The organism is Klebsiella sp. 4_1_44FAA, from assembly GCF_000238715.1.
In the GTDB taxonomy this organism is placed as follows: Bacteria; Pseudomonadota; Gammaproteobacteria; order Enterobacterales; family Enterobacteriaceae; genus Klebsiella; species Klebsiella pneumoniae.
Map to the genome: position 1 here is coordinate 296,532 of NZ_JH414800.1, position 19,773 is coordinate 316,304.

General features: G+C 59.4%; 20 protein-coding genes and 1 pseudogene. 6 read left to right on the top strand and 15 right to left on the bottom strand.

Translation table 11 applies throughout. The annotated features are described in order from the left end of the window. Window positions 1-12: 12 nt before the first annotated feature. The 8 genes from HMPREF1024_RS13980 to rppH form a co-directional block, all read right to left on the bottom strand. Window positions 13-336: a prepilin-type N-terminal cleavage/methylation domain-containing protein gene (locus tag HMPREF1024_RS13980; protein WP_002915888.1), complete on the bottom strand. Its 324-nt coding sequence runs from the start codon at window positions 334-336 to the stop codon at window positions 13-15. Continuing rightward, window positions 321-728, bottom strand: coding sequence for a DUF2509 family protein (locus HMPREF1024_RS13975; protein ID WP_004181182.1), 408 nt, complete (start codon window positions 726-728; stop codon window positions 321-323). The genes HMPREF1024_RS13980 and HMPREF1024_RS13975 overlap by 16 nt, the downstream gene beginning before the upstream one ends. Next, window positions 725-1,282, bottom strand: coding sequence for a prepilin peptidase-dependent protein (locus HMPREF1024_RS13970; RefSeq protein WP_009308569.1), 558 nt, complete (start codon window positions 1,280-1,282; stop codon window positions 725-727). The genes HMPREF1024_RS13975 and HMPREF1024_RS13970 overlap by 4 nt, the downstream gene beginning before the upstream one ends. Further along, complete coding sequence (locus HMPREF1024_RS13965) at window positions 1,279-1,830, bottom strand: prepilin peptidase-dependent protein (RefSeq protein WP_032451372.1); 552 nt, start codon at window positions 1,828-1,830, stop codon at window positions 1,279-1,281. The genes HMPREF1024_RS13970 and HMPREF1024_RS13965 overlap by 4 nt, the downstream gene beginning before the upstream one ends. A 186-nt stretch (window positions 1,831-2,016) precedes the next feature. After that, the gene (gene thyA / locus HMPREF1024_RS30625) at window positions 2,017-2,811 is read right to left on the bottom strand and encodes a thymidylate synthase (RefSeq protein ID WP_009308571.1); all 795 of its coding nucleotides are present in this window, start codon (window positions 2,809-2,811) and stop codon (window positions 2,017-2,019) included. Between the two features lie 6 nt (window positions 2,812-2,817). Next, window positions 2,818-3,693 carry a prolipoprotein diacylglyceryl transferase gene (gene lgt / locus HMPREF1024_RS30630; RefSeq protein ID WP_002915934.1) on the bottom strand — a complete coding sequence of 292 codons (876 nt, stop codon included), beginning with the start codon at window positions 3,691-3,693 and terminating at the stop codon, window positions 2,818-2,820. A gap of 245 nt (window positions 3,694-3,938) precedes the next feature. After that, the gene (gene ptsP / locus HMPREF1024_RS13950) at window positions 3,939-6,185 is read right to left on the bottom strand and encodes a phosphoenolpyruvate--protein phosphotransferase (protein WP_002915935.1); all 2,247 of its coding nucleotides are present in this window, start codon (window positions 6,183-6,185) and stop codon (window positions 3,939-3,941) included. 12 nt (window positions 6,186-6,197) lie between these two features. Further along, a complete protein-coding gene (gene rppH / locus HMPREF1024_RS13945; protein ID WP_002915936.1) occupies window positions 6,198-6,728 on the bottom strand; it encodes an RNA pyrophosphohydrolase in 531 nt (176 codons plus the stop codon). A 453-nt stretch (window positions 6,729-7,181) separates the two neighbouring features. Here rppH and HMPREF1024_RS31290 point away from each other — a divergent pair, with 453 nt between their 5' ends. The 5 genes from HMPREF1024_RS31290 to HMPREF1024_RS13925 all read left to right on the top strand — a co-directional run bounded on the left by HMPREF1024_RS31290 (window position 7,182) and on the right by HMPREF1024_RS13925 (window position 10,486). After that, on the top strand, window positions 7,182-7,325 hold the full coding sequence (locus HMPREF1024_RS31290; RefSeq protein WP_004218186.1) for a hypothetical protein: 144 nt from the start codon (window positions 7,182-7,184) through the stop codon (window positions 7,323-7,325). Between the two features lie 85 nt (window positions 7,326-7,410). Beyond that, a complete protein-coding gene (gene mutH / locus HMPREF1024_RS13940; protein WP_009308572.1) occupies window positions 7,411-8,106 on the top strand; it encodes a DNA mismatch repair endonuclease MutH in 696 nt (231 codons plus the stop codon). A 63-nt stretch (window positions 8,107-8,169) separates the two neighbouring features. After that, window positions 8,170-8,883 carry a TerC family protein gene (locus tag HMPREF1024_RS13935; RefSeq protein WP_002915973.1) on the top strand — a complete coding sequence of 238 codons (714 nt, stop codon included), beginning with the start codon at window positions 8,170-8,172 and terminating at the stop codon, window positions 8,881-8,883. Window positions 8,884-9,006: 123 nt separating this feature from the next. Beyond that, window positions 9,007-9,225, top strand: coding sequence for a YgdI/YgdR family lipoprotein (locus HMPREF1024_RS13930; protein WP_002915974.1), 219 nt, complete (start codon window positions 9,007-9,009; stop codon window positions 9,223-9,225). Between the two features lie 220 nt (window positions 9,226-9,445). Further along, window positions 9,446-10,486, top strand: a complete 1,041-nt coding sequence (locus HMPREF1024_RS13925) for an NADP(H)-dependent aldo-keto reductase (RefSeq protein WP_002915975.1) — start codon at window positions 9,446-9,448, stop codon at window positions 10,484-10,486. A gap of 103 nt (window positions 10,487-10,589) precedes the next feature. On the opposite strand, the gene lplT is transcribed toward HMPREF1024_RS13925, so the two are convergent. The 3 genes and pseudogenes from lplT to HMPREF1024_RS31295 form a co-directional block, all read right to left on the bottom strand. Further along, on the bottom strand, window positions 10,590-11,783 hold the full coding sequence (gene lplT, locus HMPREF1024_RS13920) for a lysophospholipid transporter LplT (RefSeq protein WP_002915976.1): 1,194 nt from the start codon (window positions 11,781-11,783) through the stop codon (window positions 10,590-10,592). Continuing rightward, window positions 11,776-13,935: a bifunctional acyl-ACP--phospholipid O-acyltransferase/long-chain-fatty-acid--ACP ligase gene (aas, locus tag HMPREF1024_RS13915; RefSeq protein ID WP_009308573.1), complete on the bottom strand. Its 2,160-nt coding sequence runs from the start codon at window positions 13,933-13,935 to the stop codon at window positions 11,776-11,778. The genes lplT and aas overlap by 8 nt, the downstream gene beginning before the upstream one ends. Before the next feature lie 263 nt (window positions 13,936-14,198). Next, window positions 14,199-14,463: pseudogene (locus HMPREF1024_RS31295) on the bottom strand (hypothetical protein). A 93-nt stretch (window positions 14,464-14,556) separates the two neighbouring features. Between HMPREF1024_RS31295 and galR the strand changes: the two are divergent. Beyond that, on the top strand, window positions 14,557-15,573 hold the full coding sequence (gene galR, locus HMPREF1024_RS13910; protein ID WP_009308574.1) for an HTH-type transcriptional regulator GalR: 1,017 nt from the start codon (window positions 14,557-14,559) through the stop codon (window positions 15,571-15,573). Here the strand turns inward: galR and HMPREF1024_RS13905 are convergent. The 4 genes from HMPREF1024_RS13905 to HMPREF1024_RS13890 all read right to left on the bottom strand — a co-directional run bounded on the left by HMPREF1024_RS13905 (window position 15,534) and on the right by HMPREF1024_RS13890 (window position 19,623). Beyond that, a complete protein-coding gene (locus tag HMPREF1024_RS13905) occupies window positions 15,534-16,013 on the bottom strand; it encodes a GNAT family N-acetyltransferase (RefSeq protein WP_009308575.1) in 480 nt (159 codons plus the stop codon). The genes galR and HMPREF1024_RS13905 overlap by 40 nt on opposite strands. Further along, window positions 16,010-16,783, bottom strand: a complete 774-nt coding sequence (locus tag HMPREF1024_RS13900) for a GntR family transcriptional regulator (protein ID WP_002915985.1) — start codon at window positions 16,781-16,783, stop codon at window positions 16,010-16,012. The genes HMPREF1024_RS13905 and HMPREF1024_RS13900 overlap by 4 nt, the downstream gene beginning before the upstream one ends. Before the next feature lie 67 nt (window positions 16,784-16,850). Then, window positions 16,851-18,278, bottom strand: coding sequence for a glycoside hydrolase family 1 protein (locus HMPREF1024_RS13895; RefSeq protein WP_009308576.1), 1,428 nt, complete (start codon window positions 18,276-18,278; stop codon window positions 16,851-16,853). A 7-nt stretch (window positions 18,279-18,285) separates the two neighbouring features. Beyond that, window positions 18,286-19,623 carry a PTS sugar transporter subunit IIC gene (locus HMPREF1024_RS13890; RefSeq protein WP_004174520.1) on the bottom strand — a complete coding sequence of 446 codons (1,338 nt, stop codon included), beginning with the start codon at window positions 19,621-19,623 and terminating at the stop codon, window positions 18,286-18,288. Window positions 19,624-19,773: the final 150 nt, after the last annotated feature.

Below are 19,773 nucleotides of genomic sequence, written 5' to 3' on the forward strand. Positions count from 1 at the left end.
AATTGCTCCTGACTACTGGCTGACCGGGCAATGCAGCCGGGTCATCTGCACCCGCTTTGCAACGGGTCTACTGATCGTTACCGTGATGCTGACACATCTTTGCCTCGATGTCTGCATACGGCTTACCTGCCCGCGTGCCGGCGACGGCGGCGCGGAGAGCTGGCTATAGCGCCACGCGTCGCGCCACAGTTGACGGGTCTGGTTCAACTGGACAATTCCTTGCGCCATTCCGCGCTGATAGCCGCCCAGCGCGGTGACCGTCAGCACCATCAGCGCCATCGCCAGCACGGTCTCCGGCAGGCTAAACCCCCGCTGACGCTTCAGGGCATTTGACATAAGCTCGCCTCCCTGAGCGGGCAAAAATCGCTCCAGCCGTGGGCGGAAAAACGCACCTGCCCGCCGCGCACCTCGCCGGACTGCCAGACCTGCACCTCGCCGCTGGCGCTGCTGAGCACCAGTGAACCGTCGCCGAAGATACGCAGACAGGCGCGCCAGCCCTGCGGCGCCTGCTCCCGGCAGGCCAGCGCCACCTGCGCCGACCAGACCTGCTGTTTTCCCCACTGCAGCGCGGAATGGGCTATCGCCGTATCGCGGATCGCCTGCGTTTCGCTGGCGGTTTGCGCCAGCAGCGCCCGCTGCTGCAGGTTAAGCCCCTCGAGTAACAGGCTGCCGAGGGTCAGCAACAGGAGCACCATCAGCAGCGACGACATTCCACGCTGGCGGATCACAGGTTATACCCCGTCACCCGCTGCTCAACCTCGCTCGTCAGGCCCGTCTGTTGCGCGGAGCGCGCCGCCAGCGTCACGCTCAGCTCCGGCGCGAAGCCCGGGGTGACCTGACGTTGTACCGAGAAGCGCGTCACCACGATGGCGGCCGGGTTGGTGATTTTCTCCCATCCGCCGCCGCGGCAGTCGCTGGCCCCGCGCAGGGTCTCCAGCGCGCCGTCGCGCAGGCGAAAGCCGGTGCTCTCCGCCGCTGCCGCGGGGAAGGTTTCCCATCTCCCGTTGCTGTTCGCATCCCAGCGCACAATCAGACACTCGCCGCCAGCGGCTAGCTCAAGCCCGGCTCCGCCGCACGATCCCCGGCAGTACCCGGCGCGCTGCAGATGTTTTCCCACGGCATGCACGCGCTGCCACAGCTCGTTCTCCAGGGCCAGCTGTTCGCCCTGGCGCAGAATATGACGCTGCAGGGCAGGCAGAAAGCGGCAGGCCCCCATCAGCAGCAGCGAGCCGATGGCCATGGCGATAAGCGCCTCCGCCAGGGAAAATCCGCGGCGGCTCACTGACACCCTCCTGCGCTGTCGCTGCGGCATAAACGAATCCGCCCCCAGTGTGAGATCACAATGCTCCAGCTGCCGGCCGCGCTCTGCAGCCGCAGATTACCCGCCCAGGCGGTGCTGCGCAGACCATAAAACCCCAGACCAGGCGTAACGCCAGCCAGCGTGATCCCCGGCCAGCGCGGGCGCAGCGTGAAGGATGTCCCCGAGGCGCAGTCAGGCCCCTCCCCCTCCGCGCTCAGGCACCAGCCCACTTCGTCCTGGCCGACGCGAAGCACGCGGTCCCGGTTGTAGGCGTTGGCGTCATCGCGCAGAAAGAGCAGAAAATCCCGCACCTGGACGGCGGTTTGCCACAGTCGTTGCTGCTGCTGCCAGCGCTGCCAGCCGTACAGGCCGCCGACGCTGAGGATCATCATCAGTGTCAGCGTTACCAGGGTTTCCATCAGGGTGTAGCCATGTTCTCTGTTCATGGCGTCGAGTATGCCGCGGCGATTGGCTCTGGCGCGACGACGGAAAATAGCTTTCCCGGCCAGATACGCAAAAAAGGTTTGTATTACCACCAGCAGAACATTTTTTTGCGAACGTCTATCCAACTTCGCCTACCGCAACCGCCTGTGACCTGGGGCGGGTGGAAACGACCTTGTCCCTGTGGCAAGGGAGATCCCCCCATCGGGATGGGGTGTAAAGGGCATAAAAAAACCGGCGCCATCGGGCGCCGGTTAGTCATCTCTGCTGGGGGGTTAAATCGCCACCGGCGCTTTAATGCCCGGGTGCGGATCGTAACCTTCAATCTCGAAGTCTTCAAAGCGGTAGTCGAAGATCGACGCCGGCTTGCGTTTGATGACCAGCTTCGGCAGCGGACGCGGTTCGCGGCTTAGCTGCAGGTGAGTCTGCTCAAGATGGTTGCTGTACAGATGGGTGTCTCCGCCGGTCCAGACGAAATCACCGACCTGCAGATCGCACTGCTGCGCCACCATATGCACCAGCAGCGCATAGCTGGCGATATTGAACGGCAGGCCGAGGAACACATCGCAGGAACGCTGATACAGCTGGCAGGAGAGCTTGCCGTCGGCGACGTAGAACTGGAAGAAGGCGTGGCACGGCGCCAGCGCCATTTTATCCAGCTCGCCGACGTTCCATGCCGAGACGATGATCCGGCGGGAGTCCGGGTCGTTTTTCAGCTGGTTCATCACCGTGCTGATCTGGTCGATATGGCGGCCGTCCGGCGCAGGCCAGGAACGCCACTGTTTGCCGTAGACCGGCCCCAGGTCGCCATTCTCATCCGCCCACTCGTCCCAGATGGTGACGTTGTTCTCGTGCAGATAGGCGATGTTGGTGTCGCCCTGCAGGAACCACAGCAGTTCATGGATGATGGAGCGTAAATGACAGCGCTTGGTGGTCACCAGCGGGAAGCCTTCCTGCAGGTTAAAACGCATCTGATGGCCGAAAATGGAGATCGTGCCAGTGCCGGTGCGGTCATTTTTTGGCGTGCCCTCGGTGAGCACTTTCTGCATCAAATCAAGATACTGTTTCATGGTTCCTCAAGAATTCTGTTGCTGCGGACGGTGGCGGTAAGCCCAAACCATCATAATGATACCCGCAAGCACCATCGGGATCGAAAGAATCTGCCCCATACTGATGTACTGCACCCAGCCGCCGGTGAACTGGGCGTCGGGCTGGCGGAAGAATTCCACGATGATGCGGAACAGGCCGTAGCCAATCAGGAACAGACCGGAAACGGAGCCGGTCGGGCGCGGTTTACGGATAAACAGGTTGAGGATCAGGAACAGTACCACGCCTTCCAGCGCCAGCTCGTACAGCTGCGACGCGTGACGCGGCAGCGCGCCGTAGGTATCGAACAGCGATTGCCATTCCGGATGCGTCGGCAGCAGCGCCAGGTCTTCGGCACGGGAGCCCGGGAAAATCATCGTGTAGTGGAAGCTCGGGTCTACGCGGCCCCACAGCTCGCCGTTGATAAAGTTGCCCAGACGCCCGGCGCCAAGACCAAACGGGATCAGCGGCGCGATAAAATCGGAGACCTGGAAGAAGGTGCGTTTGGTGCGTCTGGCGAAGATAATCATCACCAGGATCACGCCGATCAGGCCGCCGTGGAACGACATGCCGCCGTCCCAGACGCGGAACAGATACAGCGGATCGGCAAGAAATACCGGCAGGTTGTAAAACAGCACGTAGCCGATACGGCCGCCCAGGAAGACGCCGAGAAAGCCCGCGTAGAGCAGGTTTTCCACTTCATTTTTCGTCCAGCCGCTGCCCGGACGATTCGCCCGACGGGTGGCCAGCCACATCGCAAAGACAAAGCCCACCAGGTACATCAAACCGTACCAGTGGAGGGAGACCGGGCCTAGAGAAAAAATGACCGGATCGAACTCCGGAAAATGCAGGTAGCCACTATTCATCTGTCACCATAAAGACTTGTTATTCCGCCGAAAGTGGACAGCGGTGATGATCCATGCCCGAACAAAACGGGCACGCCGAAGGAGGCGAATCATAGCATAAGCCACTAGAGCGATCCGCGCCGAACGTGTAAAAGATATGTATACGGATGCTAACAGAATGCCGTTTTCCCGGCGGTACCCTATTTTGCCGGAGGGGGCGAGCAGAGGATCCCCGGGTTACGGCTTACGCCTCACCCGGGCTGGCGCTACCGCCCGCCGCGGATCAGGCCGCCGAGACCGCGACGCTCCATAAAGGCCGCCACCTGATGGCGCACCTCGGCGGTCATCTGCGCATCGAGGCTGCGACGCGACAGCTCCTGCGCCTCTTCGATATCAATGCGGCGCAGCAGATACTTCACCCTCGCCACCGAGCGGCCGTTCATCGACAGATGGCGGTAACCGAGGCCGATAAGGATCGTCACGCACATCGGGTCGCCCGCCATCTCGCCGCACAGGCGCAGATCGATGCCAAAGCGCTCCGCGTCATGGGCGATCATCGCCAGCGCCCGCAATACCGCAGGATGCAGGCTGTCATACATGCTGGCGACCCGGGTATTGTTGCGGTCGACGGCCAGCAGGTACTGGGTCAGGTCGTTCGTCCCTACCGAGATAAAATCGATCCGGCTGGCCAGCTGCGGCAGCATAAAGACCATCGACGGGACCTCCAGCATCACCCCCAGGCGCGGACGTGGGATGGCGTAGCCGATCATCTCTTCCACTTCCCGGCTGGCGCGATCGATCAGCCGACGGGCCTCATCCACTTCCTCCAGACTGGTCACCATCGGCAGCAAAATGCTGAGGTTGCCGGTGGCGGCGTTGGCGCGCAGCATCGCCCGCACCTGGATCAAAAAGATCTCCGGCTGATCGAGGGTGATGCGGATCCCGCGCCAGCCGAGGCACGGGTTCTCTTCGCTGATCGGCATATACGGCAGCTGTTTATCCGCGCCGATGTCCAGGGTACGCAGGGTCACCGGTTTGCTGTTAAACATCTGCAGCATGCCCTGATACTGGGCGACCTGCTCCTCTTCTGAGGGGAAGCCGCTCTGCAGCATAAAGGGAATTTCGGTGCGGTAGAGGCCAATGCCGTCAACAAAGCTGCCGAGCTTCTCTTCGTGCTCCGGGCTTAAGCCGGCGTTGAGCATGACTTTCACCCGCTCGCCGCTTTTCAGCTCCGACGCGCGCTGGAGATCGTCCTCCGCCAGGCGGCTGAGTTCGTTCTCTTCGCTGATAAGGCGCTGATACTCCTGCAACAGGACAGGTTCAGGATCCACCAGCAGCTCACCGCGATAGCCATCGACAATCAGCGTATGGCCATGCAGCAGCGAGGGCTGAATATCGGCGCCCATCACCGTTGGGATGCCGAGGGCCCGCACCATAATAGCGGCATGGGAGTTGGCGGCGCCATCGCGCACCACCACGCCGGCCAGGCGATCCTGCGGCACTTCGGCGAGGGTGGTGGCCGACAGCTCGTCCGCCACGAGGATAATGCGCGCCGGCCAGGTGTTGGGCCCCTGAATACTGTCGTCGAGATGGAACAGCAGACGCTGGCCCAGGGTACGCAGATCGCCGGCCCGCTCTTTCAAATAGCCGTCGCTCAGCGCGGCAAACTGTTCGGCGAACTTCTCAATGATCTTTTTGACGGCCCACTCGGCGACGGCGCCTTTGTCAACTTCGGCAAACAGCTCGCGACGCAGGCGGGCGTCAGAGAGCAGGTGCGAGTAGAGATCGAAGATCGCCGCCGTCTCTTTTTGCGCCCCGGCGGCGTAGCGTTTGCTGTAGCGACGAAACTCGTTGGCCGCCTCTTCCAGCGCACCGGTCAGGCGTTCGCGTTCCGAGGCGGTGTCCAGCGTCGAGGCTTCATACACCTGCTCCATCAGCGGCAGGCTGACGTCCATCCAGCCCTCGGCGATCGCCACCCCGGAAGAGGCCGGCAGAGCGCGAATGCGCGTTTGACGATACTGGCCGAACAGGGCGTTCAGCTGGGACTGGGAGAGGATCGCCGCCATCTGGGTGGCGAGGGTGACGAGGAAAGACTCTTCGCTTTCATCAAACTGACGCAGCTCGCGCTGCTGGACCACCAGCACGCCCAGCAGCTGGCGGCGCTGAATGATCGGCACGCCAAGGAAGGCGCGGAAGCGGTCCTCTTTGACGGCGGGGATATATTTGAAGCTGGGGTGTTTTTGCGCATCGGCGAGGTTGATGGGTTCCGCCAGGCGGCCAACCAGCCCCACCAGGCCTTCATCGAACGCCAGCGCAACGGTGCGCCCGCGAGGTTTTTTTAACCCGCGGGTGGCCATCAGGTAATAGCAGCGTCGGTCATTGTCAGCCAGGTAAACCGAGCAGACTTCCGTCTCCATCGCCTGGCAGACATCCGTCACCAGAATATCCAGCGCCTCGTTTAAACGCGGCGCGCTCGCGACCTTCTCGACTATTTCTCGCAACCGAGTGAGCATAATGTGCGTGGCTTAACCTCTTTTACGTCGATAAGCAGGCGCGTTTTGCGGCTTAGGTGCGCTCTCCGCCAGCGACATGGTCACGCTGGCGAACTCTTTCATCACCCGGCGGTAGACGTCGCGCTTAAACGACACCACCTGGCGAACCGGGTACCAGTAACTCACCCAGCGCCAACCATCAAATTCAGGTGTACTGCTGGTTTGCATATTGATGTCCGCATCGTTGCCGATCAACTGCAAAAGAAACCACTTTTGTTTCTGGCCGATACAAACCGGCTTTGTGTCCCAACGCACCAAACGTTTAGGCAACTTGTAACGCAGCCAGTTACGGGTTGAGGCCAGGATCCGCACATCTTTACGGCTTAACCCGACCTCTTCAAACAATTCCCGATACATCGCCTGCTCTGCGGATTCTCCTGGATTAATGCCCCCTTGCGGGAACTGCCACGAGTGCTGACCATAGCGCCGGGCCCACATCACCTGGCCCTGACGATTACAGATTACAATACCGACATTTGGGCGGTAGCCATCGTCATCAATCACCGGACTACCTCAAGATAAGCTTCAATGTGAATGATTGTTTCACACTCGCCGGAAACGGTAAACCACTCTGTTCGCACACTGAGAACGGATAACATTTGAATAACTCACAGTAATTGCCAGAGTTATAAACAATGAAAGCGCGTGACAGCCGATTTTATTCACTTTTTCTGTGGATAGAGTTGTGAAGAAGTACGGAATTAACCCGGGAAAACCCAGAGTAATCCGAACATCGCATCGCTAGCATCTGAAAATAATAGTATCATATTCATAAAGTTAGAATATATTCCTTTCACACATTACAGCATAACGTGACGATCATCACACATGCGATCCGCCGACTGATGAAAGATCGAGCAATGTCGATTTTATCCACAGATTACGCGCAGGCCACCGGCAGATTTTCTCTAAAAATTCGATTTTCGTCGCACGTCAAGGCTGTAAATCGAACCAGTAGTGAGTCTTTTCCCCAGTTATCCCACTTTTCTGTGGATAACATGGTGTAAGATCCTGTTTATTGTCAGTGACCAGTTCTGGAAAACCCGTTTACACCGTTTTCATAAGCCGCATGATGAGTTTAAAAAGCCATATAAATCATGAGATTGGTATAGTTACTCAGAAAACGGTAAACTCTATCCACAACGCGCAAAATTAGCGCTCACTTTTTAACCAAAGGTATTACCCTATGCCCGCTATCGCTCCGCTCGCCTCACCGCCGCAAAGTCAGGAACAGCTGCTGGCCCAGGCCCGCCAGCTGGCCGGCTATTCGCTGGGCGAGCTGGCGGCGCTGGCGGGGATCCCCATTCCGCGCGATCTGAAGCGCGATAAAGGCTGGACGGGCATTCTGCTGGAGCTGTGGCTGGGCGCCAGCGCAGCCAGTAAACCCGAGCAGGATTTCGCCGCGCTGGGGGTCGAGCTCAAAACGATCCCCATCGACAGCCGGGGACGCCCGCTGGAGACCACCTTCGTCTGCGTCGCCCCGTTAACCGGCAATAGCGGCGTCACCTGGGAGAGCAGCCATGTACGGCATAAGCTGCAGCGCGTCCTGTGGATCCCGGTGGAGGGTGAACGCACCATCCCGCTGGCGGCGCGGCGCGTCGGCGCACCGCTGCTGTGGAGCCCGGACGAAGACGAGGAGCGCCAGCTGCGCATGGACTGGGAAGAGCTGATGGATCTCATTGTTCTCGGTGAGGTCGAGCGCATTACCGCCCGCCACGGCGAGGTGCTGCAGTTAAGACCGAAAGCCGCCAACAGCAAGGCGCTGACCGAAGCCATCGGCGCCCGCGGGGAGACAATCCTCACGCTGCCGCGCGGTTTCTATCTGAAAAAGAATTTTACCGCCGCTCTGCTTGCCCGCCATTTCTTGTTACAACACGATTAATTTTTTGTTCTGCGTTGGGGGTTGCATATAATTGCTGCTTTCTATTTTGCAGGACTTTGAACAATGTTATTTGCATGGATAACCGATCCTAACGCCTGGCTGGCGCTGGGCACATTGACGCTGCTGGAGATCGTGCTCGGGATCGACAATATTATTTTCCTCTCTCTGGTCGTGGCTAAGCTCCCCACCGCCCAGCGCGCCCATGCGCGCCGGATCGGTTTGATGGGCGCGATGGTCATGCGTCTGGCGCTGCTGGCCTCAATCGCCTGGGTCGTTAAGCTTACCAACCCGCTCTTTACCGTTTTCGGTCAGGAGATCTCGTTTCGCGATCTGATCTTGCTGCTCGGCGGGCTATTCCTTATCTGGAAAGCCAGTAAAGAGATCCATGAATCTATCGAAGGTGAAGAGGAGGGGCTGAAGACCAACGTCCACTCCTTCCTCGGCGCCATCGTGCAGATCATGCTGCTGGATATCATCTTTAGCCTCGATTCAGTGATCACCGCCGTCGGCCTGTCGGATCATCTGTTCATCATGATGGCGGCAGTGGTGATCGCGGTGGGGGTGATGATGTTCGCCGCGCGACCCATCGGCGATTTTGTTGACCGTCATCCTTCGGTGAAAATGCTGGCGCTGTCGTTTCTGATCCTCGTCGGCTTTACCCTGATGCTGGAAAGCTTCGACGTCCATGTGCCGAAGGGATACATCTATTTCGCCATGTTCTTCTCTATCGCGGTGGAGAGCCTTAACCTGCTGCGTAATAAGAAAAACCCGCTGTAAACCACAAAATTGCAGCCTGGTCACAGGCTGCAACCCTTTTTCAGACTTTACTGCTTTTTATGTCTCACAAATCAGGCTATTAATAGACGGGTATGGGGTGCAGCTACTGAAGAGGTGTTGACGATGAAGAAATGGGCAGTATTGATTTCCGCCGTAGGACTGGCGTTCTCGGTTTCCGGTTGCAGCAGCGATTACGTCATGGCGACCAAAGATGGGCGAATGATCCTGACCGACGGTAAACCTACCGTGGATGACGATACCGGTTTAATCAGTTACGAAGATCAGCAGGGTAATAAAATGCAGATCAATCGTGACGACGTTTCGCAAATCATTAAGCGTTAATCTTTCCCTGTCGGCCCCAGCTTCTGTTGACGCTGCGCTTACCGACCACCAGTCTTTTGAGAAGAGTCGGGATATACCAGGACGCCGCGGGTTTCACCCACCGCCCCTCCTCGTCACCCGGCTTTTTTGATTTTTTACTTCCTCTTTTTCTCACCCTCTGCCATGTTGATACTCCTTTGTCGGGGAATGCCTGACCTTATAAATAAAAAGGAAGCTGGCTATGCAGTATCACCGTATCCCACACAGTTCTCTTGAAATCAGCACCCTCGGGCTGGGAACCATGACTTTTGGCGAACAGAATAGCGAGGCCGATGCCCACCAGCAGCTCGATTACGCGGTTGCCAACGGCATCAACCTGATCGATGTCGCTGAAATGTACCCGGTCCCGCCGCGCCCGGAAACCCAGGGGCTGACTGAAACCTACGTCGGCAACTGGCTGGCGAAACGCGGCAATCGCGAAAAGCTGGTGCTCGCCTCGAAAGTCAGCGGGCCCGCGCGCAATAACGACAGCAGCATTCGGCCCAATCACGTCCTGGACCGCAAAAATATCCGCGAGGCGCTGCACGCCAGCCTGAAGCGGCTGCAGACCGATTATCTCGATTTATATCAGGTTCACTGGCCGCAGCGGCCAACCAACTGCTTTGGCAAGCTGGGCTATACCTGGGCCGACGCCGCGCCCGCCGTGACGCTGCTGGATACCCTCGAAGCGCTGACCGAGTTCCAGCGCGCCGGGAAGATCCGCTACATCGGCGTGTCGAACGAAACCGCCTTCGGCGTGATGCGTTATCTGCACCTGGCGGATAAGCACGACCTCCCGCGGATCGTGACTATTCAGAATCCTTACAGCCTGCTGAACCGCAGCTTTGAAGTCGGCCTCGCGGAAGTGAGTCAGTTCGAAGGCGTGGAGCTGCTGGCCTACTCTTGTCTGGCTTTCGGCACACTGACCGGCAAGTATCTCAACGGTGCGAAGCCGGCAGGGGCGCGCAATACGCTGTTCAGCCGCTTTACGCGCTACAGCAGCGAGCAGTCGCAGAAAGCGGTAGCGGCCTATGTGGATATCGCCAAACGCCACGGCCTCGATCCGGCGCAAATGGCGCTGGCCTTTGTGCGTCGGCAGCCGTTTGTCGCCAGCACCCTGCTGGGGGCGACGACCATGACGCAGCTGCAGGCCAACGTGGAAAGTTTGCAGCTTGAGCTGAGCGAAGAGGTATTAGCGGAGATTGAGGCGGTGCATCAGGTTTATACCTACCCGGCGCCGTAAGAAAGCAAAGCCCCGGGTAGCGGCGTATACGCCTTACCCGGGCTACTGAAGAGCAGATATTGGCGACCCCCTCGCCCAGTCAAGCGCAGCGCAAGCCGGGAGGTTATTTACGCCGCCCCCAGACCCACAGCGCGGCAATGGCCACGGCGAATACCGCGCCAAAGCCTATCCCCACGGCGACCGGTGGAACGCCCACGCTCACCGCCAGGGAATAGAGCCCCAGCATCAGCAGCATCGCCACGTTCTCACCGAGGTTCTGTACCGCAATGGCGTTACCTGCCCCGACCGAATGTTTCCCACGCTCCTGCAGCAGCGCGTTCAGCGGTACGATAAAGAACCCGCCGAACACCCCGAGCAGCAGCAGCAGACCGAACGCCGGCAGCAGCGACTGCTGCACCGCAAAGGCTATCACCGCGATACCGATCAAAATCCCGGCCGGCATACAGCGCGACACCGTCTCCAGGGTCACCAGCTTCGCCGCCGCCCCGGCACCCAGCACAATCCCCACCGCCACCATCGCATTAAGATAGGTGGGCATGGCGTTGCTGGTAATGCCCAGCGCCACCGGCACCCAGATCACCAGCAGGAAACGCAGGGTCACGCCAGCGCCCCAGAACAGGCTGGTGCCCATCAGCGAAAAGCGGGTTTCGCCGTTGCGCCACAGCGTCCGGCAGGCGCTGAAGAAGCTGTGCGTCATTGGCTTAAAACGCCACGACTGCCCCGGACGCGCTGCCGGCAGCCTGGGTATCCACAGGTTAGCCACTACCGCCCCGCCGTAGACCAGCGCGCAGACGATCAGCGCCGCCAGCACGTGCCAGTCGGCGAGGATCCCGCCGGCCATGGAGCCCAGCAGGATCGCCGCGATGGTCGAGGACTCCATCAGTCCGTTAGCCTTCACTAACTTATCGCCGGTGGTGAGTTCGCCGAGAATGCCATACTTGGCCGGCGAATAGGCGGCGGCGCCAATCCCCACCAGCGTATAGCCGATAAACGGATTGACGCCGAAGCAGATGCAGCCGGCGCCGAGCAGTTTCAGGCCGTTGGCCACCATCATCACCCGGCCTTTGGCAAAGCTATCGGCGAACTGACCGACAAAGGGGGCAAAGAGGATGTAAGCGCCCACAAACAACATCTGCAGGACCGGCTGGCTCCACTCCGGATAATAGAGCTGCTTCATCAACGCCAGGGTGGCGAAGAGAAGCGCATTGTCGCCGAAGGCCGACAGGAACTGAGCGCAGATCACCGCCAGCATCCCTTTCGAGTACAGCGAAGGGTTAGTATGTACTGACTCACTCATGGGTTGTTTCCGCCTCGTCGACCATATTTTTCAGGGTGACATAGTCTGGCTTGCCGCTGCCGAGCACCGGTAGCTGTTTCAGCCAGCGTATATCTCGCGGCACCGCCAGCTCCGGTACGCCGTGCTGGCGAGCGTAGCGCAGCAGGGCTTCACGAGTCAGTTCATTATCGGTGGTAAACAGCACCAACGCCTCGCCTTTGCTGGCGTCCTGTTTAATCGCCGTGGCGTGCATTTTGTCCGGCGACGCGCCGAGGGCCACCTGCTCCACCATCTCGAGGGAGATCATCTCGCCGGCGATTTTGGCGAAGCGCTTCGCGCGGCCCTGAATGCGGACATAGCCCTGCTCGTCGAAGGTAACGATATCCCCGGTGTCATACCAGCCCGCTTCCATCTCGCCGTGCTGGTTTTCCGCCGCAGGCGCTTCCAGCACGCCGGGGTTTTCCACCCGCAGGTAGCCTTTCATGATGTTCGGCCCTTTCAGCTGCAGCCGCCCCCCTTGATCAATGCCTGGCATCGCCAGCAGGCGGGCGTCCATCCCCGGCAGGATGCGGCCCACGGTGCCGACCTTCGCCGCCATCGGCACGTTAATCGAGACCACCGGCGCGCACTCGGTCACGCCATAGCCTTCGAGAATGCGCAGGCCGAATTTATCCTGCCACAGCTGTTTGGTGCTCTCCTGCAGCTTCTCCGCCCCGGCGACCACGTAGCGCAGGCGGTAGAAATCGTACGGATTGGCGAAACGGGCATAGTTGGCGAGGAAGGTCGAAGTGCCGAACAGCACCGTACAGTTGCGATCGTAGACCAGCTCCGGCACCACGCGATAGTGCAGCGGGCTGGGATAGAGAAACACTTCCGCCCCGGTAAGCAGCGGCGTCAGCAGGCCGACGGTGAGGCCAAAAGAGTGGAACAGCGGCAGCGCCGACATAAAGCGGTCATTGGCGGTAAAGTCGGCGATAGTTTTGATCTGCTCGACGTTGGACAGCAGACTCTTATGGCTGTGCACCACCCCTTTCGGATTGCCCTCGGAACCGGAGGTGAAGAGGATCATCGCCGCGTCTTCCGGCTGCTGCTTAACCTGCGCCAGACGCGGCGCCAGCAAATGAGCAAAAATCCACAGTTTGTCAGCGAGGGTGATATCGCCTTTAAGATCTTCCAGGAATACCCAGCGCACCTGGGTCAGCTGCTCCGGCAGGTGCCAGAGTTTGCCTTTATCGAGGAAGGTGCGCGAGGTGAAAATAGTGGTGAGCTCCGCGGCGGCTATCGCGCTGCTGAGCCCTTTCACCCCGGCGGTATAGTTCATCATCGCCGGAATACGCCCGCGGGCGATAGCGCCGAAAATCACCGCCGCGCTGATGCCGGCGTTAGGCAGCATCAGGCCGATCTTCTCGCCCGGCTGGCTGTATTTTTCCAGAATGCGGGCGACAAACAGGGTTTTGGTCAGCAGCTTGCGATAGGTATCCGGCTGGAAGTTAATATCCTCCACGCAGGGTTTGCGCGCGCCGAAGCGGTCCTGCGCCGCCAGCAGCGACTCATACAGGGTTTCCCGCGGGCGCACCGCCATCCGGGCTTCCATCATGATCTGATGCAGCATCTCCCCGGCGATCTTCCGCCGGTCGCGGGGGCGCGGCGCCTCGGGCATCGGCAGATGGGTGGGCGGCAGGAGATGCAGCTGAATACGCGGGAACAGGCGACGTTTCACCAGCCCCTTCAGCCGGCTGAAGGGCGTCAGTTCGGCGCCTTCAATACGCAGCGGCACAATGGTCGCCTGCGATTTGGCGGCGACAAAGGCGGCGCCGTCATAAATTTTCATCAGCGAGCCGCTGACCGAAATTCGCCCTTCCGGGAAAATAACCACCGGCCGCCCCTGCTCAATCAGGCGCACCAGATGTTTGATCGACATCGGCTTGGTCGGGTCCAGCGGCACAAAATCGATAATCGGCGTCAGCGCGCGCATAAACCAGCGCTGGCTGATTGAGGTATAGACCGCAAAAACCGGTCGGACCGGCAAAAACAGCGCCAGCAGAATGCCGTCGAGGAAAGAGACGTGGTTCGGGGTGATTAAGACCTTTTGCTGGTATAAAGCCTGCGTGTCGCCGGTCAGTCTGACCCGGTATAACCCCTTGAACAGCAGTCTGAAAAATCCCAAAAGCATAACAACTCCATGTGACCGGTTGATGAGTCAAAGCAGGTTACACGAGAAGGCATGGGAAAGCAGTGCAGCGGGGGGATTTTCGGAATAAAAAAAACCTGCGCATCCGCGCAGGTCGGTGTAAGACGTTCAGTACGAAGAGCGTACCTGAGAAACTCACCTATCAATACCTCTGGGATCTCGATTGTCACGTTTTTTGGCCGTAACGGGCCAGCGGGAAAACGCAAGGGAGTGAGCCTAAGTGCAACGAGGTATTACGATTTTCGCTATCTGTAACAACGCCGATAGCGGGCAAAAAAAAACCTGCGCATCTGCGCAGGCTGGTGTAAGTAAAGTGGTCAACGTGACGTTGACTCCACCTATCAATACCTCTGGGATAGCCAGAATATCAACCGGATCCGCGAACAAACCAGCGAACATTCGCAACAGCGCATCGCAAAGTGTAAGCAAAGGTTTGTATTTCCCTGCGCCGGTTTCAATTACCGATCGCGTCAATGTAAACAGGTCACCGATAAGCCCGCGCTGAATCACATTTGCGCCATTCCTTCGCCGCCGCGCCTTGAATCTGCCGCTCTTTCCCGTAACATAGCAGTATGTAAACGCTTACCCTAGAAAAGGCATGGTATGGCGACTATTAAGGATGTAGCCCGACTCGCAGGAGTCTCCGTCGCTACCGTCTCCCGCGTCATCAACAACTCTCCCAAAGCCAGCGAAGCTTCGCGTCAGTCCGTGGGCGCGGCGATGGAAACCCTGAACTATCACCCCAACGCGAACGCCCGGGCGCTGGCCCAGCAGTCAACGGAAACCGTCGGTCTGGTGGTGGGCGATGTCTCCGACCCCTTCTTCGGCGCGATGGTCAAAGCCGTCGAACAGGTGGCCTACCGCACCGGCAATTTTTTGCTGATTGGCAATGGCTACCACAACGTGCAGAAGGAGCGCCAGGCGATAGAGCAGCTGATCCGCCATCGCTGCGCGGCGTTGGTGGTGCACGCCAAAATGATCCCCGATGAGGAACTCGCCGGGCTGATGAAACAGATCCCGGGTATGGTGCTGATCAACCGCATCCTGCCCGGATATGAAACCCGCTGCGTCGCGCTGGACGACCGCTACGGCGCCTGGCTGGCGACCCGCCATTTGATCCAGCAGGGACACACGCGTATCGGCTATCTGTGCTCAAACCACGATATCTCCGATGCGGAAGATCGGCTGCAGGGGTACTACGCGGCGCTGGAGGAGAGCGGCCTGCCGTGCAACGACCGGCTGGTCACGTTTGCCGAGCCGGATGAAAGCGGCGGCGAACAGGCGATGACCGAACTGCTTGGCCGCGGTCGCCACTTTAGCGCCGTCGCCTGCTATAACGACTCGATGGCCGCCGGCGCGATGGGGGTGCTGAATGACAACGGCATCGACGTTCCGCGGGAGATTTCGCTGATTGGCTTCGACGATGTCCTGATTTCGCGCTATGTCCGCCCGCGGTTGACTACCGTCCGCTATCCGATCGTCACGATGGCGACCCAGGCGGCCGAGCTGGCTTTATCCCTGGCGGAGCAGCGGCCGGCGCCGGAGATCACCCATCTGTTCAGCCCGACGCTGGTCCGTCGTCACTCGGTGGTCGCCCCGCAGGAAGGCGATAAGTCATAGCGATAGAGGTGCACGGCGGTGGCCGGGTAATCCAGCCCCTCGCCGATGTAGCGCCAGCCGAAGCGTTCATAGAAATCCCGGCAGGCGGAGTAGAGATAGAGCTCCCGAAAGCCCGCGCGGCGGGCATAATCGATCACATGCCGCTGCAGTTTTCCGGCCAGCCCCTGACCGCGGGCGGCGGGCGCGACGTACAGCGCCGCCAGCCAGGGAAACAGATCCTGGCGGCTGATCAAATCGCAGCGCCAGAGGCCAATCGTGCCGAGCAACTGCTCGCCTTCCACGGCAATAAAGGTCAACGGCAGCGCCTCCGCCGACTGGCTATGCTGCACGATGCTGGCGAAGAATTGCCGCGGCAGCGTCTCGCCGCCAAAGGCCTGCCACAACCAGTCGGTCACCTGCGGGGCGTACTGCGGCGCAGCGTACAGCGGCAGGATCGTCATACCAGCTTCCCCTGAAAAATCGGCACCGAGTCGAACAGATAGCCGTCAAAGTCGGGGGCGTCTTCATCGGACAGCTCCAGCAGACTGTTTTTGACGTTTTCCAGATGCTGCCACATCGCCTGCCAGGCGCCCATCACATCGCGACGCCGCAGCGCGGCGAGCAGGGTCTGCCGGTCGCCGAGCCATTTCAGCCGCCAGGCGCGGCTGGCAATATGCACATTGAACTGCTGCCACAGCGGGCTGCTGTCCATCTGCAGCCAGATCCGCTCTACCGTCGCCAACAGCATCTGGTTCTGCGTCGCCCCGGCGAGCACCAGATGGAACAGACGAGCGTTATCCTGCGCGGTGTCGTTGAGAGCGATTGCCCGCTGCTCCTGTTCAATAATCCGCTTCAGATTGTCGATATCGGCGCGGGTGGCCATTTTCGCGGCAAAGGCGGCGATGTTGCTCTCCAGCAGCTGGCGCGCCTGGAGAATTTCAAACGGGCCGACGTCGCTGCTGAGCAGCTGCTCCTCTTCGCTGTCGTTCTCGTGGGGAATGCGCATGACATACACCCCGGATCCCTGACGAATATCCACCGTCCCCTGCAGCTCCAGCATCAGCAGCGCTTCGCGCACGATGGTCCGGCTGACGCCATAGGTTTCGGCAATATGGCGTTCCGGCGGCAAACGCGACCCGACCGGGTAGCGCCCCTGCGCGATCTGGGCGCGCAGGTCATCACCAATCTCCTGATAGGGCTTCTTTTCCGGCGGAACTATCGCTTTTTCCACAAAATCACCTGTGCGTTACATGCCTGCGAGTCAAATACGCCGCTATCTTAGCAAATATTGCCCCCGGCTAGCGGTATTCATCATCGATATCCAGCACCAGTTCACGCCGTTCGCCCAGTTGACGAAACCAGTGCGCCGAGGCTTTGGGTCGCCGGGCGCGATGGTTTTGCAGATCGATTTCGATAAGCCCGTAGCGGTTTTTAAAGGCGTTCATCGGCGATACGTTGTCGGTAAACGCCCACAGCATATAGCCCTGGCAGTTGGCCCCTGCCTCGCGGGCGCGCAGGGTGTGCCACAGATGTTCGCTGATAAAACGAATGCGGTAGCTGTCATCGATGACGCCTTCGCGGTTACGGAACTGGCCTTCGTTTTCCACCCCCATCCCGCTCTCCGCCACGAACCACGGGATGTTGCGATAGTCATTTTTTATCCGCATCGCCATATCAAAGATGATTTGCGGGTAGATTTCCCAGCCGCGGGAGGCGTTCATCCGCCGGCCGGGCAGCTCAAACGGCTCATAATACCAGGCCGGATGGAACGGGGTATGCGGATGCCAGGCCCGCGACGGGGCTTTGACCCGGTGCGGGTAGTAAAGATTAATCCCCAGCTCATCGACGGTGTGCTCGCGGATAACCGCCAGATCCTCCTCGCTGGTCTCCCACGTCACCTGATGCTGCTCGAGCAGCGCGAGAAGCTCCGGCGGCCAGACGCCGTGCACCAGCGGGTCGAGGAACATGCGGTTGTAGAATAGATCGTAGATCTTCGCCGCGCGCAGGTCATGGGGGGCGCGTGAGCGTGGGTAGGTCACCTCCGGATTGAGGATGCAGCCGACGGTCCCGGGATAGCCGAGCTCGCGAAACCGCTTCACGACGCTGGCGGTCGCCAGCACCTTATGATAGTTCCACTGCATCCAGGTGCTGGTGTTCTGCTCATAGGGCCAGCGCAGAGCATCCAGATAGACCCGGGTCTGCACCACAATTGGCTCATTAAAGGTAAACCAGCGCGTCACCTTCGGGTGGTAGCGGGCAAACACCTTCTCCGCGTAGCGCACAAACAGCTCAACCACCGTTTTCGACCCCCAGCCGCCATACTTTTCCAGCAGATAGCCGGGCAATTCATAATGCTCAAGGCAGATCATCGGCGTGATGCCGTTGGCCAGTAGCGCATCGAACAGCTGGTCGTAATAGGCCGCATACTCCTCATCCACCGTGACGTTTTCATAGTCGGTCAGAAAGCGCGACCAGTTGATTGAGGTGCGGTAGTGGGTCAGCCCGGCCAGCTTCATCAGCTGCACATCTTCCTGAAAGCGGTTGATAAAATCGGTGGCCACCGCCGGGCCATAGCCGTTATGCCAGACGTGGCGATCGTTTTTGTACCAGAGATCGGGCCAGGAGTCCTGCCCTGGTTTTTTCCCGCTCCAGCCTTCGGTCTGCCAGGCGGAAGCCGCCGCGCCAAGGATAAAATCATCGGGAATGGTCATCCGTACGGTAGTCATAGGCTCCTCAGACAGGGTTGGCGGTTTGTTGATTGTCTACCTGACGCTGCGCGGCATCGGCACGGCGGGAGGCGATTTTGACGAAAGGCAGATAGATAAGCACCGCGACGACGATGCAGATAAGCTGGGTCACCACCGCCCCCATCGAGCCGGCGGTGGAGAGCCAGGCGTTGATCAGCGGCGGCGTGGTCCAGGGGACCATCACCACCGCCTTGCCGGCGAAGCCGGTCAGGGTGGCGAAATAGCCGATGCTGCCGGTCACCAGCGGGGTGATGATAAACGGGATGGCGAGGATCGGGTTAAGCATGATCGGCATCCCGAAGATCACCGGCTCGTTAATATTGAACAGCCCCGGGCCTATCGACAGCTTGGCGATCTCTTTCATCTCTTTGCGCCTGGTGGCGATCATCACCGCAATCAGCAGGCCGATGGTCAGCCCCGAGCCGCCGATGCTCATGTAGACATCCCAGAAGGGCATCGTGATGATGTTCGGTACCTCTTTCCCCTGCTCAAAAGCGCTCATATTGACAGTGATCGCTCCCAGCAGCAGCGGCTCGCGGATCGGCTTGATCATCTGGTTGCCGTGAATGCCGATCACCCAGAACAGCTGGGCGACGAACATCAGCAGCAGGATCCCCGGCAGGCTCTGCACCACCCGCTCCAGCGGCTGCTGCACCACCTGGTAGACCGCATCGTAGAGATACATTCCCGTCAGCTGGTGAAAGAGAAAACCAAAGGTGGCGATCGCGGTGGTGGTGATGATCGCCGGGATCAGCGCGGAAAAAGAGGCAGAGACGTTCGGCGGCACGGTATCCGGCATTTTGATCTTCAGTCCCTTGCGCCCCTCCAGCCAGCAGTAAATCTCCACTGACAGAATGGCGATGAACATCCCAAGGAACAGACTGCGGGTATCGGAAAACTGGCGCAGCAGGACATCTTTCACCACGTGCATCTGGCCATCGACCATCATCTCCACCGTGGTCGGCGTGACGCAGATAAAGCAGATCACCGCCAACAGGCCGGGAAACAGGCTTTTGATGCCGTTGATCCGCCCCAGCTCAATACCGATCAGAAACACGGCGCCGATATTGAGGAAGTTGAGCGTAGCGTAGTTAAGCGCGCTGGTGATCGGCTTCAGCGCCGCAAGAAAGGAGAGCGAGGAAAAGCTGGCGAGCCCATTCTTCGGATCCAGCACCATATTGGAGATCAGCACCGAAAAGGCCCCGACGATGATCACCGGCATCAGGGTAATAAACGCCGATTTGATCGCCATAATGTAGCGATAGCTGTTGAATGTCGTCGCGAAACGCCCCAGCGCGTCGATCAGTTTGTCCTGTAATGCCATAAAAGAGTACCTCAGTGTAAAGGGCTTATTGCGGCCAGGTGAACAGCCAGAGACTTTTGGCATACCAAAACATAGTCGCCAGGCAAAAATAGTTCTGTGACAGCGCTCGCAACGCGCACAGTGGTATCCCAAATATCCGATAAAATCGAC

What these genes read in the sequence shown, in the direction of transcription:
- HMPREF1024_RS13980 (WP_002915888.1), bottom strand. Translation starts at nt 336, where the DNA reads ATGTCAAATGCCCTGAAGCGTCAGCGGGGGTTTAGCCTGCCGGAGACC.
- thyA (WP_009308571.1), bottom strand. Translation starts at nt 2,811, where the DNA reads ATGAAACAGTATCTTGATTTGATGCAGAAAGTGCTCACCGAGGGCACG.
- lgt (WP_002915934.1), bottom strand. Translation starts at nt 3,693, where the DNA reads ATGAATAGTGGCTACCTGCATTTTCCGGAGTTCGATCCGGTCATTTTT.
- ptsP (WP_002915935.1), bottom strand. Translation starts at nt 6,185, where the DNA reads ATGCTCACTCGGTTGCGAGAAATAGTCGAGAAGGTCGCGAGCGCGCCG.
- mutH (WP_009308572.1), top strand. Translation starts at nt 7,411, where the DNA reads ATGCCCGCTATCGCTCCGCTCGCCTCACCGCCGCAAAGTCAGGAACAG.
- HMPREF1024_RS13935 (WP_002915973.1), top strand. Translation starts at nt 8,170, where the DNA reads ATGTTATTTGCATGGATAACCGATCCTAACGCCTGGCTGGCGCTGGGC.
- HMPREF1024_RS13930 (WP_002915974.1), top strand. Translation starts at nt 9,007, where the DNA reads ATGAAGAAATGGGCAGTATTGATTTCCGCCGTAGGACTGGCGTTCTCG.
- HMPREF1024_RS13925 (WP_002915975.1), top strand. Translation starts at nt 9,446, where the DNA reads ATGCAGTATCACCGTATCCCACACAGTTCTCTTGAAATCAGCACCCTC.
- lplT (WP_002915976.1), bottom strand. Translation starts at nt 11,783, where the DNA reads ATGAGTGAGTCAGTACATACTAACCCTTCGCTGTACTCGAAAGGGATG.
- aas (WP_009308573.1), bottom strand. Translation starts at nt 13,935, where the DNA reads ATGCTTTTGGGATTTTTCAGACTGCTGTTCAAGGGGTTATACCGGGTC.
- galR (WP_009308574.1), top strand. Translation starts at nt 14,557, where the DNA reads ATGGCGACTATTAAGGATGTAGCCCGACTCGCAGGAGTCTCCGTCGCT.
- HMPREF1024_RS13905 (WP_009308575.1), bottom strand. Translation starts at nt 16,013, where the DNA reads ATGACGATCCTGCCGCTGTACGCTGCGCCGCAGTACGCCCCGCAGGTG.
- HMPREF1024_RS13895 (WP_009308576.1), bottom strand. Translation starts at nt 18,278, where the DNA reads ATGACTACCGTACGGATGACCATTCCCGATGATTTTATCCTTGGCGCG.
- HMPREF1024_RS13890 (WP_004174520.1), bottom strand. Translation starts at nt 19,623, where the DNA reads ATGGCATTACAGGACAAACTGATCGACGCGCTGGGGCGTTTCGCGACG.